Origin of the sequence: Variovorax sp. RO1 (genome assembly GCF_002849325.1) — a bacterium.
Taxonomy (GTDB): Bacteria; Pseudomonadota; Gammaproteobacteria; order Burkholderiales; family Burkholderiaceae_C; genus Variovorax.
The window spans coordinates 313,834-327,264 of sequence record NZ_PKMT01000001.1 but is presented as its reverse complement, the minus strand read 5'-3'; the positions used below and the strand labels follow the sequence as shown (position 1 = coordinate 327,264).

General features: G+C 70.3%; 12 protein-coding genes. 11 read left to right on the top strand and 1 reads right to left on the bottom strand.

Translation table 11 applies throughout. The features are described from left to right. The first annotated feature begins 9 nt into the window (after nt 1-9). The 7 genes from CY658_RS01445 to CY658_RS01415 are packed head-to-tail and all read left to right on the top strand — an operon-like array spanning nt 10 to nt 5,448. Nucleotides 10-648: a LysE family translocator gene (locus tag CY658_RS01445; RefSeq protein ID WP_101488539.1), complete on the top strand. Its 639-nt coding sequence runs from the start codon at nt 10-12 to the stop codon at nt 646-648. 14 nt (nt 649-662) lie between these two features. Next, a complete protein-coding gene (locus CY658_RS01440; RefSeq protein ID WP_101488538.1) occupies nt 663-1,496 on the top strand; it encodes a PhzF family phenazine biosynthesis protein in 834 nt (277 codons plus the stop codon). 37 nt (nt 1,497-1,533) lie between these two features. Then, the gene (locus CY658_RS01435; RefSeq protein ID WP_101488537.1) at nt 1,534-2,175 is read left to right on the top strand and encodes a glutathione S-transferase family protein; all 642 of its coding nucleotides are present in this window, start codon (nt 1,534-1,536) and stop codon (nt 2,173-2,175) included. A gap of 5 nt (nt 2,176-2,180) precedes the next feature. Next, nucleotides 2,181-3,113 carry a PhzF family phenazine biosynthesis protein gene (locus CY658_RS01430; protein ID WP_180838828.1) on the top strand — a complete coding sequence of 311 codons (933 nt, stop codon included), beginning with the start codon at nt 2,181-2,183 and terminating at the stop codon, nt 3,111-3,113. Between the two features lie 13 nt (nt 3,114-3,126). Beyond that, nucleotides 3,127-3,822 carry a VOC family protein gene (locus CY658_RS01425; RefSeq protein ID WP_101488535.1) on the top strand — a complete coding sequence of 232 codons (696 nt, stop codon included), beginning with the start codon at nt 3,127-3,129 and terminating at the stop codon, nt 3,820-3,822. Nucleotide 3,823: 1 nt separating this feature from the next. After that, entirely contained in the window at nt 3,824-4,456 is a 633-nt protein-coding gene (locus CY658_RS01420; RefSeq protein WP_101488534.1) for a LysE family translocator, read from the top strand. 20 nt (nt 4,457-4,476) lie between these two features. Further along, nucleotides 4,477-5,448 carry a threonine dehydratase gene (locus CY658_RS01415; RefSeq protein ID WP_101488533.1) on the top strand — a complete coding sequence of 324 codons (972 nt, stop codon included), beginning with the start codon at nt 4,477-4,479 and terminating at the stop codon, nt 5,446-5,448. A gap of 278 nt (nt 5,449-5,726) precedes the next feature. Here the strand turns inward: CY658_RS01415 and CY658_RS01410 are convergent, their stop codons facing one another. Further along, nucleotides 5,727-6,554: a creatininase family protein gene (locus CY658_RS01410; RefSeq protein ID WP_101488532.1), complete on the bottom strand. Its 828-nt coding sequence runs from the start codon at nt 6,552-6,554 to the stop codon at nt 5,727-5,729. A 310-nt stretch (nt 6,555-6,864) separates the two neighbouring features. On the opposite strand from CY658_RS01410, the gene pgaA reads away from it, so the two are divergent. From pgaA to pgaD, 4 genes are read left to right on the top strand one after another with little or no spacing between them, the layout of a single operon-like run. Further along, the gene (pgaA, locus tag CY658_RS01405) at nt 6,865-9,417 is read left to right on the top strand and encodes a poly-beta-1,6 N-acetyl-D-glucosamine export porin PgaA (RefSeq protein ID WP_180838827.1); all 2,553 of its coding nucleotides are present in this window, start codon (nt 6,865-6,867) and stop codon (nt 9,415-9,417) included. 8 nt (nt 9,418-9,425) lie between these two features. Next, nucleotides 9,426-11,492, top strand: a complete 2,067-nt coding sequence (pgaB, locus tag CY658_RS01400; RefSeq protein ID WP_101490170.1) for a poly-beta-1,6-N-acetyl-D-glucosamine N-deacetylase PgaB — start codon at nt 9,426-9,428, stop codon at nt 11,490-11,492. After that, nucleotides 11,489-12,769 carry a poly-beta-1,6-N-acetyl-D-glucosamine synthase gene (gene pgaC / locus CY658_RS01395; protein ID WP_101488530.1) on the top strand — a complete coding sequence of 427 codons (1,281 nt, stop codon included), beginning with the start codon at nt 11,489-11,491 and terminating at the stop codon, nt 12,767-12,769. The genes pgaB and pgaC overlap by 4 nt, the downstream gene beginning before the upstream one ends. Next, nucleotides 12,759-13,325 (top strand): poly-beta-1,6-N-acetyl-D-glucosamine biosynthesis protein PgaD, encoded by a 567-nt coding sequence (pgaD, locus tag CY658_RS01390; RefSeq protein WP_101488529.1) that lies wholly within the window; start codon nt 12,759-12,761, stop codon nt 13,323-13,325. Before pgaC ends, pgaD begins: the two co-directional genes overlap by 11 nt. The last annotated feature ends 106 nt before the right edge of the window (nt 13,326-13,431 follow it).

Sequence of the window (13,431 nt, the reverse complement as noted above, 5' to 3'; positions counted from 1 at the left end):
AACACGGACATGATCGGACTCGCAACCCTCTCGCTCTTCCTGCTCGCGGTGCTGGCGCTGTTTCTGTCGCCCGGCCCGAACATGGCCTTCGTGATGTCGCATGGCGTGGCGCATGGCCCGCGCGGCGGCTTCGCGGCGGCGGTCGGCATCTCGGCGGCCGACCTGGTCCACACGCTGTTCGCGGCCACCGGCGTCACCGCATTGGTCGCGGCGTGGCCGCCCGCCTTCGACGTGCTGCGGTATGCGGGCGCGCTGTACCTGGTCTGGCTCGCCGTGCAGGCGCTGCGCAGCGGCGGCGGCTTCCGCCCGGGCGCGCAGGCGCAGCCGGCCGGCTTCGGCCGCATCGTGCGCATGGCGCTGCTGAACAACCTCGTGAATCCGAAGGCGCTGCTGTTCTTCATGGTCTTTCTGCCGCAGTTCGTCGACCCGACGCACGGCAGCGTGCCGCTGCAACTGGTGCAACTCGGCGTGGTGCTGTCGCTGGCCGCGCTCGCATTCAACACGCTGCTGGGCGCCTGCAGCGGGCAGGTCGGCCGCTGGCTGCAGCAACGCCCGGGCGCCGAAAAATTCCAGCGCAGCCTGCTCGCCGCCGTGATGCTGGGGCTGGCCGTGCGCCTGCTGTTCCTCGACCGGCCGGCACCGCGCTGAAAGCGAGTCTCCTCATGAACGTCTTGAAGATCGCAGCCTTCTCGGAGGGACAGACTGGCGGCAACCCCGCCGGTGTCGTCATCGGCGATGCGCTGCCGTCCGCCGCGCAGATGCAGGCGGTGGCCGCCGAGGTCGGTTTCTCCGAGACCGCCTTCGCGGCGCCCATCGACGGCGGCTGGCGCGTGCGCTACTTCTCGCCGCAGTCCGAAGTGCCGTTCTGCGGCCACGCGACCATCGCCCTCGGTGCCGCGCTCGCGCTGCGCCACGGCGACGGCGTGTTCGCGCTCACGCTCAACCAGGCCGAGATCACGGTCGAGGGCCGGCGCGAAGGCAGCGTCATCGCCGCCGCCTTGCAATCGCCGCCCACGCGCAGCGCGCCTGCAACGCCCGCGCTGGTCGCCGAGGCATTGGCCCTGTTCGGCTACACGCCCAGCGACCTCGACGCACGCATTCCGCCCGCCGTGGCCCACGCGGGCGCGAACCATCTGGTGCTGGCGCTCCAAAGCCGCCAGGCCCTGTCCGCCATGCGCTACGCGCTGGAAGCCGGCCGCGCGCTCATGCAGCGCGCCGAGCTGACGACCATCGTTCTCGTTCACGCGGAAAGCGCCCAGCGCTTTCACACACGCAACCCGTTTGCCTCGGGCGGCGTCTACGAAGACCCGGCCACCGGCGCCGCGACGGCCGCGCTCGCGGGCTACCTGCGCGACCTCGGATGGCCCCACGGGGGCGCCATCGACGTGGTGCAGGGCGAAGACATGGGCATGCTGTCGCGCCTGCATGCCGACATCTCGCCGGTGGCGGGCAGCTCGGTCCGCGTGTCCGGCACGGCACGCGTCATGGCGGCCTGAGCCCCCTCAGCCAACACACAGACAAGGAACCTCACCCATGCTCAACATCTGGGGCCGCATCAGCTCGATCAACGTGCGCAAGGTCGTGTGGTGCGCGCAGGAACTCGGGCTCGACTTCCAGCGCACCGAGGCCGGCGGCAAGTTCGGCGTGGTGCAGACGCCCGAGTACCTCGCGCTCAATCCGAACGCCATGGTGCCCACCATCGACGACGGCGAAGGCGCCGAGCGCGTCACGCTGTGGGAGTCGAACGTCATCGTGCGCTACCTGTGCGCCAAGCACGCGCACGGCACGCTCTACCCGGCCGAGCTGCCCGCGCGCTTCGACGCCGAGCGCTGGATGGACTGGCAACAGACCACGCTCAACCGCGCGAGCCGCGACGCCTTCGTGCAATGGGTGCGCACGGCGCCTTCGGAGCGCCAGCCCGCGCTGATTGCCGCGTCGGTGCGCGAGAGCGAGGCGCTGTTCGCGATGCTCGACGCGCACCTCGCGCAGCGCCCCTACATGGCCGGCGATCGCTTCACCATGGCCGACATTCCGATCGGCTGCGAAGCGCACCGCTGGTTCGGCCTGCCCGGCGCCGAGTACCGCCGGCCGGCCTGGCCGAACGTCGAGCGCTGGTATTCGGAATTACTTTCCCGACCGGGCACGCGTGGCGTGCTCGATTTACCTCTCGAATGATCCTGATGAAATCCCGCCCCTTCAAGCAAGTCGACGTCTTCACCGCCACCGCCTACCTCGGCAACCCGCTCGCGGTGGTGCTCGACGGCCAGGACCTCGACGACGACGCCATGCAGCGCTTCGCGCAGTGGACCAACCTGTCCGAGACCACCTTCCTGGTGCCGCCGACCGACGCGGCCGCCGACTACCGCGTGCGCATCTTCACGCCGGGCGGCGAGCTGCCCTTTGCCGGCCACCCGACCATCGGCAGCTGCCACGCCTGGCTGCAGGCCGGCGGCAAGCCCAAGGTGGCGGGCCGCGTCGTGCAGCAGTGCGGCGCCGGCCTGGTGCCGCTGCGGCGCGAAGGCGAGCGCCTGGCTTTTGCCGCGCCGCCGCTCAAGCGCAGCGCCCCAAGCCCCGCGCTGCTGGCCAAGGTGGCCGGCGCGCTGGGCCTGAAGGCGCAGCAGATCGTCGCGGCGCAGATGCTCCAGAACGGCCCCGCCTGGCTCGGCCTGCTGCTGGAGAACGCCGATGCGGTGCTGCAACTGCGCCCCGATCACCGGCTGCTCAAGGAGCTGGGCGTCGAGGTGGGCGTGGCCGGCGTGCCTTCGGCGCACGACTCCTCGCAACTGATCAGCCGCTCCAACCGTGAAGCGCGCGCCTTCGGCAAGCGGTCGACAACCGTGGTCGCGCCCGACGCCGACGGCGTGACGATCGATCTCGAGGTGCGCGCCTTTGCCGCCGCCGTCGGCGTCGATGAAGACCCGGTCACCGGCAGCTTCAACGCGGGACTGGCCGAATGGCTGATCGCCGACGGCCACATGCCCGAGCGCTACGTCGCCGCGCAAGGCCAATGCCTGGGCCGCGCGGGCCGCGTGTACATCGAGCGCGACAGCGACGGCACGATCTGGGTCGGCGGCGATGCCGTGACCTGCGTCGACGGCCACGTCACGCTCTGAACGAAAGCACACCATGGCCCCCGCCGAAGTCGACCACCTGGTGATCGCCGCCGCCTCGCTGGCGGAGGGCGTGGCATGGTGCGAGGCCACGCTCGGCGTGACGCCCGCGCCGGGCGGCGCGCACCCGCTGATGGGCACGCACAACCGGCTGCTGAACATCGCAAGCGACGCGTTCCCGCGCGCCTATGCCGAGATCATCGCGATCGAACCCGGCAAGGCGCCGTCGCGGCCGAAGACGCACCGCTGGTTCGACCTCGACGACACCGCGCTGCAGGCCGCGCTTGCGCAGCACGGCCCACGGCTGATTCACTTCGTCGCGCGCGTGCCCGACGCGCACGCCGCCACGCAGGCGCTCGCACGTGAAGAGCATGCGCACATCGACCGCGGCCACCTGCTCGAAGCCTCGCGCGACACGCCGGCCGGCCGGCTCGAATGGCAGATCACCGTGCGCGACGACGGCCAGCGCCTGTTCTATGGCGCGCTGCCCACGCTGATCCAGTGGGGCGCCGTGCACCCGACCGACGCCATGCCCGCCTCGGGCCTCACGCTGCGGTCGCTGCGCGTGGCGCATCCGCGTGCGCCGGCACTGTCGGCCGCGCTCTCGGCCATCGGCATGGGCCGCCTGCCGGTCGATGCCGGCCCGCCCAACCTCGTCGCGGTGTTCGACACGCCGCGCGGCCCCGTCACGCTCGAATCCAAAGGACTCTGACATGCTGACCCTCACCGAAATCGCCTGGTTCGCCCTCGCCTCGTTGCTGCTGGCGCTCACGCCGGGGCCGAACATGATCTATTGCGTGTCGCGCACGCTGATCCAGGGCCGCCGCGCGGGAATGATCTCGCTGGGCGGTGTGCTGATGGCCTTCCTGGTGCACCTGTTTGCCGCGGCGCTGGGGCTCACGGCGCTGTTGCTGGCGGTGCCGGTCGCGTTCGACGCGATCCGTTTGGCCGGCGCGGCCTACCTGCTGTGGCTCGCATGGCAGGCGGTCAAGCCCGGCGGCAACGCGCCCTTCGAGGCCCGCTCGCTGCCGGCCGATCCGCCGGCCAAGCTGTTCCGCATGGGTTTTCTCACGAACCTGCTGAACCCGAAGGTGGCGATGTTCTACCTGTCGTTCTTTCCGCAGTTCATCCACCCCGAACGCGGCTCGGTGCTGCTGCAGAGCCTGCAGCTGGGCCTGGCGCAGATGGCGAGCAGCGCGCTGGTCAACACCGTGATGATCGTCGGCGCCGCGAGCATCACGGCCGTGCTGTCGCAAAGCGCCGGCTGGCTGCGTGCGCAGCGCTACATCATGGGCAGCGTGCTGGCCGCGCTGGCCGTGCGCGTGGCGCTCACCGAACGCAAGTAAGTAAGAACGAAAGACGCCTGATGCGATTCACCCGCGAAGAGATCGAAGCCGCGCTGCGCACCGTGCATGCGGCCATGCCGCCCACGCCGCAGTACACGTGGCCGCTGCTGTCGCAGCGCCTGGGCGCCACGGTCTGGGCCAAGCACGAGAACCACACGCCGGTCGGCGCCTTCAAGATCCGCGGCGGTCTGACCTACTTCGAGACCCTCGCGCGCGAACAGCCCGAGGTGCGCCATGTGATCAGCGCCACGCGCGGCAACCACGGCCAGTCGGTCGGCTTCGCCTCGCAGCGCCACGGGCTGGCCGCGACCATCGTGGTGCCGCACGGCAATTCGCGCGAGAAGAACGCCGCGATGCGCGCGCTCGGCGTGACGCTGGTCGAGCACGGCGACGACTTCCAGGCGGCCTCCGAACATGCGGCGGTGCTGGCCGAGCGCGACGCACTGCACCGCGTGCCCTCGTTCCATCGCGAGCTGGTGCGTGGCGTGTCGACCGCGTACGTCGAGTTCTTCAGTGCTTTGAAAGATTCACCGCCCGACGTGCTGTTCGTGCCCATCGGCCTGGGCTCCGGCTTTGCCGGTGCGGCGGCGGCGCGCGCGCATTGCGGTGTGTCGACGAAGCTCATCGGCGTGGTGTCCGCGCATGCCACGGCCTACCGCGATTCCTTCCGTGCGCGCCGTGCCATCGAATCGCCCGCGACCACCTTGCTGGCCGATGGCATGGCCTGCCGCACGCCGGTGCCTGCCTCGCTGGACGTGATCCTGCAGGAAGCCGACGACGTGATCACCGTCACCGACGACGAGGTGGCGGAAGCGATGCGCGTTCTATTCAGCGACACGCACAACGTGGCGGAAGGGGCGGGCGCCGCTGCGCTGGCTGGGGCGCTTCAGCAGCAGGAGCGCTGGCGCGGCAAGACCGTGGGCATTGCGCTGAGCGGTGGCAATGTCGATGCGGACATGTTCGCCGGGGTGCTGGGGCGCAGCGCTTCCTGAACCAGGCTCTGCTGTTCAGGGCGCGTGCACAGGCCACCGGGTACTTCCCTCCGCGAATGTCCCCCGCCTTCGGCTCCTCCTTAATTTCGCTGCGGGAAGCACCCAGTGTCCTGCGCACACCGAGTGCAGTGGTTGTGCTGGCCGATCAACGACGGCACCGAACACGCTCACGTCGATGCGGTGCCTTGCGCAGCGAAATTAAGGGGGAGCCCGAAGGGCGGAGGACATTCGCGGAGCAAGGTACCGCGTCGGCGGGAGCGTCGCCCTGAACAACAGCCTTACGGCAGCGGCCCCGTGTTCGCCGTGCTCAACGGCAGCCGCGACACCTCGGCCAGCAGCAGCGCCAACTGCTGCGCAGCCGCATCGATCACCACCTGCCCCTTCGTGGCCGTGGCCGCCGCGGCGTTACCGGCCGCACCCTGCGCGTTGTAGTCCTCCATCGCCCAGCCGAGCTTGGCGCTCTTGCCGTTGCCGAGGATCGCGTAGTCCGCTGCGCGCTGCTGCGAGGTGGAACTGAAATCCTTCGCCTCGCCCATGCGCACGAACTCAGGCGTCAGCGCCAGCATCATCGAGGTCTCGACCTCGCCCGCGTGCACACCGAAGCGGTGCTCCTGGGCGCTGAACTGCGCGTTCGCATCGCCCAGCGGCAGATTGAACCAGCTCACGCTGTAGACGATGAGGCCGTGCGCGGCGCGCAGTTCGCGCGCCACGATGTCCATCGCGCCCACGTGGCCGCCGTGGGCGTTGAACAGCACCAGCTTCTTCACGCCGGCACGCGCCACGCCCGCGCCGATCTCGCTCCACATCCGGATCAGCGTCTCGGCCGACAGCGTGAGCGTGCCCGCGAAACGCGCGTGCTCGGGGCTCAGGCCGATCTGCTGGGTCGGCAGGAACAGCGCCGGCAATTCCGGTGGCAGCAGCGGCAGCGCGGCGGCCACGATGCCGTCGGCCAGCACGGTGTCCACGCCCAGCGGCAGGTGCGGGCCGTGCTGCTCGGTCGCGCCCAGCGGCAGCACCGCCACCGTGGTCGCCGCGTCGAGCGCGGCGAAGTCGCGCGTCGTCAATTGGGACCAGAAACGGGGCAAAGAAACCGGAAGTGCGTTCATGTCGCGATCTTAGGGCGGGGGCCTGGGGCGCGTTGTGGGTAGCACTTGCATACAACTTGCCAACATCGGACGAATTGATCGCGAATCTGTTCACGATTAGTTCTCATCTTTCCCCATATCCGGCTCAATTGTTAACAAATTGGCCTAGAGTTCCTTTTCACGAACTTCCCGCCACGGCTTGTCACGGCCCAGGGAAGTTCAAGCAAAAGGGAGTTGCGTGTCCATCCATCCACAAAAAAATGGAGGCACCGTCGTTGCCGGGCGCAAAGTCGCGCCCTTCAAGGCATTGCCTCACCATCTCGCACGTGCCGTGCGAGGTTTGCCGCCGATCGTGTGCGTGCTGGTCTTCGGAAGCAGCACCGCCTTCGCGGATTCCACTGTCGCGCCCTCGCCTGCCGCCACCCTCGGCGGCGCGGTGGCGTATGACGTCTCGCAGCACGACGCACTGATCGTCGCGCGCCGCGCCGGTCGCATCGCACCGGCCCAAGCCCTGCAACAGCTGCGCCAATGGCTGGCCGCCCCGCTGGCCGACGATCAGCGTCGCCGCGTGGCGTCCGACGCCATCGCGATCGCGGTCGCCGACGGCCAGTTCGCCGAGGCGGTGGCCGTGGGCCGCCAGGTGCCGCCGGGCGAGCTGAGCGACTACGCGCTCGGCCCGCTGGCTGGCGCCGCGCGGCGCACGGGCGACATCGCCTTGCAGGGCGACACGGTCAAGGTCTGGCGCGCGCGCCAGCCAGCCGCCCGCGAGCCACGCATCCACGAAGCCTTCTGGCGACTGGCCAGCGGCGACACGGCGGGCGCGCAGACGATCTACCGTGCGCTGGCCCAGCCCGCGCCCACCCAAGTCGCCGACCGCGTCGCGCTGCTCGACCTGCTCGACCTGCGCGCCGCGCTGGCGCGTGCCCAGGGCCAGCCCTTCCAGGCACTGTCGGCCTATGGCGAGATCACCACGCTGCAGCCCGATCGGCGCGATGCGCGGCGCGACGCCGACTTCCTGCTGGCCGAGTACGGCGGCGCCACGGCCGCCTTCGAAGACGCGCAGGCGGCCGAACGCAAGCAGCCCGGCAGCCTCGCGCCGCTGACGCTCGCCCTGCTCGAACAACCAGCACTGGCGCAGCAACTGCGCTGGGCCGTGAAGGCGCGCGACCAGCGCCTGGGCGCGGCGCGCGTCGCCGACCTCGACAAGGTGCTGGCCGCCCAGAGCGCCGCGCTGGCCCGGGTCGATGCCGCGCTCGCGCAGCCCGCCACACCAGACGCCGACACCTGGCGCACGCTGCGCACGCGGCTGCAGTCGGACCGCATGATGGCGCTGCTGGAACGCGGCCGTCCCGCCGACACGATCGCGCTGTACGACACGCTGCGCCCCGACGGCACCGTGCTGCCGCCCTATGCACTCGGCACCGCCGCTCGCGCGTTGGCGCAGGAGCGCCGCTCGGCCGATGCCGTGCCGCTGTTCGAAAAGGCGGTCGTCGATCTGCCGATGCCCGACCCCCTGCATTTCAGCCTGGTCTACGCCTACCTCGACACCGGCCGCTTCGACGACGCCGAAGCGCTGCTCCAGCGCATCGAAGGCGCGACGCCCGTGCTGATGCGGCTGGCGCCGGAAGCCGGCCGTCCCAACGACCAGTTCTCCGAAGTGAGCGGCCTGAGCGCATTGCTGCAGCTCTACGGCGACCGGCCGAAGATCGCGCAGCCGCGTTTCGACACGCTCACCTACGAAGCCCCGCTCAACGCGAGCTACGCCTACGGTGCCGCGCTCACCGAGCGGCTGCGCGAGCACCCCGAGGCGGCCGTGGCGCGCTTCGAGGCGCTGAACGCCGACCACCCTGACGACCTGAGCGTGCGCACCGGCCATGTCGAAGCGCTGCTCGACGCCGACGAGTTCCGCGCCGCCCGCATCCGTGCCGAGTCGCTCGAGGCCGATGCGCCCGACGCCGCCGAGGTGCGCGAGATGGCGCGCAAGCGGCGCTCGCTGGTCGGCCCGCAGCTCGAGATCGACGCCGAAGGTTCGCGCGGCGGCGGCACGCTGGCCAGCCGCGAATGGCGCATCGACAGCCGGCTCAGCTCCGGCCTCATCGGCGATGCGTGGCGCGTGTTCTACGCGCAGACGCTGGGCCGCGGCTACACCTCCGAAGGCACCGCCAAATGGGCCCGCAGCGGCCTCGGCGCGAGCTGGCAGCAGGGCCGCTGGCTGGCCGAAGGCGTGCTGCAGCATGCGAACAGCGGCCGCTACCGCAACAGCGTGGCCGGCCGCGTCGACTACCGCGCGGGCGATGGCTGGCAGCTGTCGGCCACCTACGACGGCGACAGCAAGGAGCTGCCCTGGAAAGCCCGCGCCGTGCCCTTCGGCGCGCAGGCCATCGGCGCGCGCGAGTTCGGCGCCAGCGTGGCCCACATCGTCAACGAGTCGCGCCGCTTCGACCTGCAATGGCGCCGGCTCGACTTCAGCGACGGCAACCTGCGCGACGGCCTCGACTTCGGTTGGCGCGAACGCTGGGTCAGCACGCCGCGCTTTCAGATCGAGACGCGGCTGGGCGTCGATGCCAGCCGCAGCCGCCTGCAGGACGTGCGCTATTTCAGCCCCTCGCGCGACGCCAGCGCGCAGCTGTCGGTGCGCGGCCAGTGGCTCACATGGAAAAGCGACGACCGCCAGTTCTTCCAGGTGCTGGAGCTCGGCGGCGGCAGCTACCGCCAGGCCGGCTTCGGCAGCGGCCCGCTGTGGAACCTGCGCTACGAGCACCGCTGGGCCCTGGGCCAGAAGCTCACGCTGCGCTACGGCCTGACCTACGGCAGCCACCCCTACGACGGCGTGCGCGAAAAACAGCGCGGCGTGTTCCTGAACCTTTCGATGCCCCTGCAGTGATGTCCGTGATGCAAGCCCCTACCTTCTTCTCCTGGTTGCGCACGACCCTGCTCGGGCTGCTGCTGGCGGCCTCGTTGCCTGCGCTCGCGGCGCCAGTGCTGCCCGCCGACCCCGACAACGGCGTCGACTTCCGCGTGATCTCGTTCCACGACGTGCGCCCCAACGTGCGCGCCAGCTTCGAGACCTCGCCCGACGAAACCGCCATCGACGAGCGCACGCTCGCCGAAGTGTTCGCCTGGCTGCAGCACAGCGGCTACCACCCGGTCAGCCTGCAGCAGGTCATCGACGCGCGCAAGGGCGGCAAGCCACTGCCCTCGCAGCCCGTGCTGCTGACCTTCGACGACGGCTACCGCAGCGCCTACACGCACGTGTTCCCGCTGCTCAAGCGCTTCAACTACCCGGCGCTGTTCGCGCTGGTGACGAGCTGGCTCGAAGTGCCCGAAGGCCAGCCCGTGCACTGGGGCGACAAGCCCGCACCGCGCGAGAACTTCCTGCTGTGGCGCGAAGCCGCCGAGATGGCGCGCTCGCCGCTGGTCGAGTTCGCGAGCCACACCGACGCGATGCACACCGGCATCCAGGCCAATCCGCAAGGCAACATGCTGCCCGCCGCAGCCACGCACCGCTACGACCCCAAGACCGGTCGCTACGAAGACGACGCCGCCTACCTGCGCCGCATCGAGACCGACCTGCGCCGCAGCCGCGAGCTCATCGAGCAACGCACCGGCGCCAAGGTGCGCGCCACCGTGTGGCCCTACGGCGCCTACAACACGCCCGCGCTGGAAGCCTCGGCGCGCGTGGGCATGCCGATCACCTTCACGCTCGACGACGGCGCGAACACCAAGGAAATTCCGCTCAGCCGCATCCGCCGCGCGCTGGCCGCCTACGACAACGAGGCGCCCGACTACGTGCAGATGCTGCGCAGCCCGGTGGGCGGCGAGGTGCGGCCGATCAACCGCGTGATGCACGTCGACCTCGACTACGTGTACGACCCCGACCCGGCCCAGCAGGAGCGCAACCTCTCGGCACTCATCGAACGCGTCGCCGCTGTGCGCCCGCGCTCGGTGTTCCTGCAGGCCTATGCCGATCCCGACGGCGACGGCGTGGCCGACGCGCTGTACTTTCCCAACCGCCACCTGCCGATGCGCGCCGACCTGTTCGCCCGCGTCGCGTGGCAGCTGCGCAGCCGCACCGGCGTGAAGGTCTACGCCTGGATGCCCGTCACCGCCTACCGGCTGCCGGCGTCGAACCCGCTCGCCACCCACACGGTGCGCACGCTGAAGGGCGACGCGCCGGCCGACCGCTACCACCGGCTCTCGCCCTTCGACCCCGCCGTGCGCACGCTGGTCGGCGACCTGTACGAAGACCTGGGCCGCCACACCTTCTTCGAGGGCCTGCTGTTCCACGACGACGCCATGCTCTCGGACGACGAGGACGCCAGCCCCGCCGCGCTCGACACCTACCGCCGCTGGGGCCTGCCGGCCGACGTGGCCGCGCTGCGCGCCGACCCCGCGCTCATGGCGCGCTGGACCAGCGCCAAGACCCGCCACCTGATCGAGTTCACGCAGGAACTCGCGGCGCGCGTGGGCACCTGGCGCCCTGCGCTGGAAACCGCGCGCAACCTCTACGCGCGGCCGGTGCTCCAGCCCGCCGCCGAACAATGGTTCGCGCAGAACTACGAAGCCTCGCTTGCCGCCTACGACTACGTCGGCCTGATGGCCATGCCGCGCATGGAGCAGGAGGCCCGCACCGCCGCCGACAGCGACGCGTGGCTCGGCCGCCTCGCCCAGCGCGCGGCCGCCACGCCGCACGGCCTGGACCGCACCGTGTTCGAACTGCAGGCGCGCGACTGGCGCACCGGCAAGCCCGTGCCCGACGCCGAGCTCACGCGCCAGTGGACCTTGCTGCAGCGTGCCGGCGTGCGCCACCTGGGCTACTACCCCGACGACTTCCTGAACAACCAGCCCTCGCTGGAGACCGTGCGCCGCGCGATCTCGGTGCGCTCGCTGCTGTCGCGCGCACCCCGGCGCAACCACGACGCCGCCACGCTGCCGCCTGAAGGAGGGAAGCCCCGATGAACACGCTCCAGATGCTGGTGGACCTGATTCCGCCGGTGCTCTTCGGCTTCGTCTTCTACTACCCGTTCTTCATGGCGTGGGTGTGGATCGCGGGCGGCCTCTCGCACGCGTGGTCGTTCGAACGCAAGCGCGACGTCGAGATCGACCAGCTGCCGCTGCTGCCCTCGCAGCCGCTCGTGACCGTGGTCGTGCCCTGCTTCAACGAGGCGCCGCACCTGCGCGAAGTGATCGAGCAGCTCATGCGCACGCACTACCCGAACTACGAGGTGATCGCCGTCAACGACGGCAGCACCGACGGCACCGGCGAACTGCTCGACGAGATGACGCTCGAGTTCAGCCGCCTGCGCGTGATCCATAACGCCAGCAACCAAGGCAAGGCCGTGGGCCTGAACACCGCCTGCCAGCTGGCGCGCGGCGAGTACATCCTGGGCATCGACGGCGACGCGCTCGTCGACCCCCACGCCATTGCCTGGATGCTCAAGCGCATGCTGGCCTCGGATCGCATCGGCGCCGTCACCGGCAACCCGCGCATCCGCACACGCACCACGCTGCTGGGGCGCATGCAGGTGGGCGAGTTCTCGTCGATCATCGGCCTCATCAAGCGCTCGCAGCAGCTCATCGGCACGCTGTTCACCGTGTCGGGCGTGCTCGCCATGTTCCGCCGCCGCGCCGTGCTCGAGGTGGGCTTCTGGAGCCCCGACGTGCTCACCGAGGACATCGACATGAGCTGGAAGCTCCAGCTCGCCGGCTGGCGCCTGCGCTTCGAGCCGCGCGCGCTGTGCTGGATCCTCATGCCCGAGACGCTGCGCGGCCTGTGGAAGCAGCGCCTGCGCTGGGCCGTCGGCGGCATCCAGACCATGCTGCGCATCACGCCGTCCATCCTGCGCCTGCGCAGCTGGCGCCTGTGGCTCATCTACAGCGAATACATGGTGAGCGTGGTGTGGGCCTATGCGATGGCGCTGGTGCTGTTGATCAGCTTCATCCGCCCCTTCCTGCCGCAGGAGTCGGCCTGGCATTCCGCGTTGCTGCCGCACTGGCAGGGCACGCTGCTGGCCATGACCTGCATCCTGCAGATGCTGCTGAGCCTGTGGATCGACCGTCGCTACGACCGCGACCTCATGCGCTATTTCGCCGGAACGATCTGGTACCCGATCGCGTTCTGGACGATCACGATGGCCACCACGGTGGTCGCCCTTCCCAAAGCCCTGATACGCCGACGCGGCAAGCGCGCGGTGTGGACGAGCCCTGACCGAGGAGTTTCTTCCGATGCATCCTGAGCACCTGCTTTCTTCACCGGCGGTCCACGAAGCCCCGCCGCCCCGCACCCGTTCGTGGGGCCAACCCGCGATGGACGAGCCCATCATCGACGCCGCGCGCATCCCGCTGCACGCCTTCGGCAACGGCCGCTCGCCGGCGCGCACGCTCGCCATGTACCTGTGGCTGCGCGTGCTGCGCCCCGCGATCACCGTCGCGATCTGGTTCTGTGCCATCTGGTACGCCTGGCCTTACGTGATGGGCGCCCGCTCCCAGCCCGAGGTGCTGCACCTGCTGGGCCTGTACGCCATCGTCATCGGCGTGATCCTCGCCTCGATGCTGGTCATGGGCCCACTGCGCCGCCGCCAGCACCGGCGCGAAACGCCGCCGGAGAAAGAGCAGTCGTCGCTGTTCGCGCTGGCGTCGTACATCGAGGTCGCGCCCGCGCGCCTGTCGACCTGGCAACGCACGCGCCAGCTGCTGGCGCACCACGACACCCATGGCCAACTGCGCGACGCCACCGACACCGCGCCGGCCGCGCTGGAAGAAGAAGCGCCAGCGAAGCGCCGCAAGGCCTGAGGCGCAGGGCGGGGCCAACCGACGCGGCCTTTCGGCCGCGCCGCTGCAGGAATTTCGGGGCGGTGATTCAATCGCGGCGGTGGCGACAGCAGCGCCGCGATCGAAT

Bases quoted from the DNA above. Each gene is read 5' to 3' on its own strand.
- CY658_RS01445 (WP_101488539.1), top strand. From the start codon at position 10: ATGATCGGACTCGCAACCCTCTCGCTCTTCCTGCTCGCGGTGCTGGCG.
- CY658_RS01440 (WP_101488538.1), top strand. From the start codon at position 663: ATGAACGTCTTGAAGATCGCAGCCTTCTCGGAGGGACAGACTGGCGGC.
- CY658_RS01435 (WP_101488537.1), top strand. From the start codon at position 1,534: ATGCTCAACATCTGGGGCCGCATCAGCTCGATCAACGTGCGCAAGGTC.
- CY658_RS01430 (WP_180838828.1), top strand. From the start codon at position 2,181: ATGAAATCCCGCCCCTTCAAGCAAGTCGACGTCTTCACCGCCACCGCC.
- CY658_RS01425 (WP_101488535.1), top strand. From the start codon at position 3,127: ATGGCCCCCGCCGAAGTCGACCACCTGGTGATCGCCGCCGCCTCGCTG.
- CY658_RS01420 (WP_101488534.1), top strand. From the start codon at position 3,824: ATGCTGACCCTCACCGAAATCGCCTGGTTCGCCCTCGCCTCGTTGCTG.
- CY658_RS01415 (WP_101488533.1), top strand. From the start codon at position 4,477: ATGCGATTCACCCGCGAAGAGATCGAAGCCGCGCTGCGCACCGTGCAT.
- CY658_RS01410 (WP_101488532.1), bottom strand. From the start codon at position 6,554: ATGAACGCACTTCCGGTTTCTTTGCCCCGTTTCTGGTCCCAATTGACG.
- pgaB (WP_101490170.1), top strand. From the start codon at position 9,426: ATGCAAGCCCCTACCTTCTTCTCCTGGTTGCGCACGACCCTGCTCGGG.
- pgaC (WP_101488530.1), top strand. From the start codon at position 11,489: ATGAACACGCTCCAGATGCTGGTGGACCTGATTCCGCCGGTGCTCTTC.
- pgaD (WP_101488529.1), top strand. From the start codon at position 12,759: ATGCATCCTGAGCACCTGCTTTCTTCACCGGCGGTCCACGAAGCCCCG.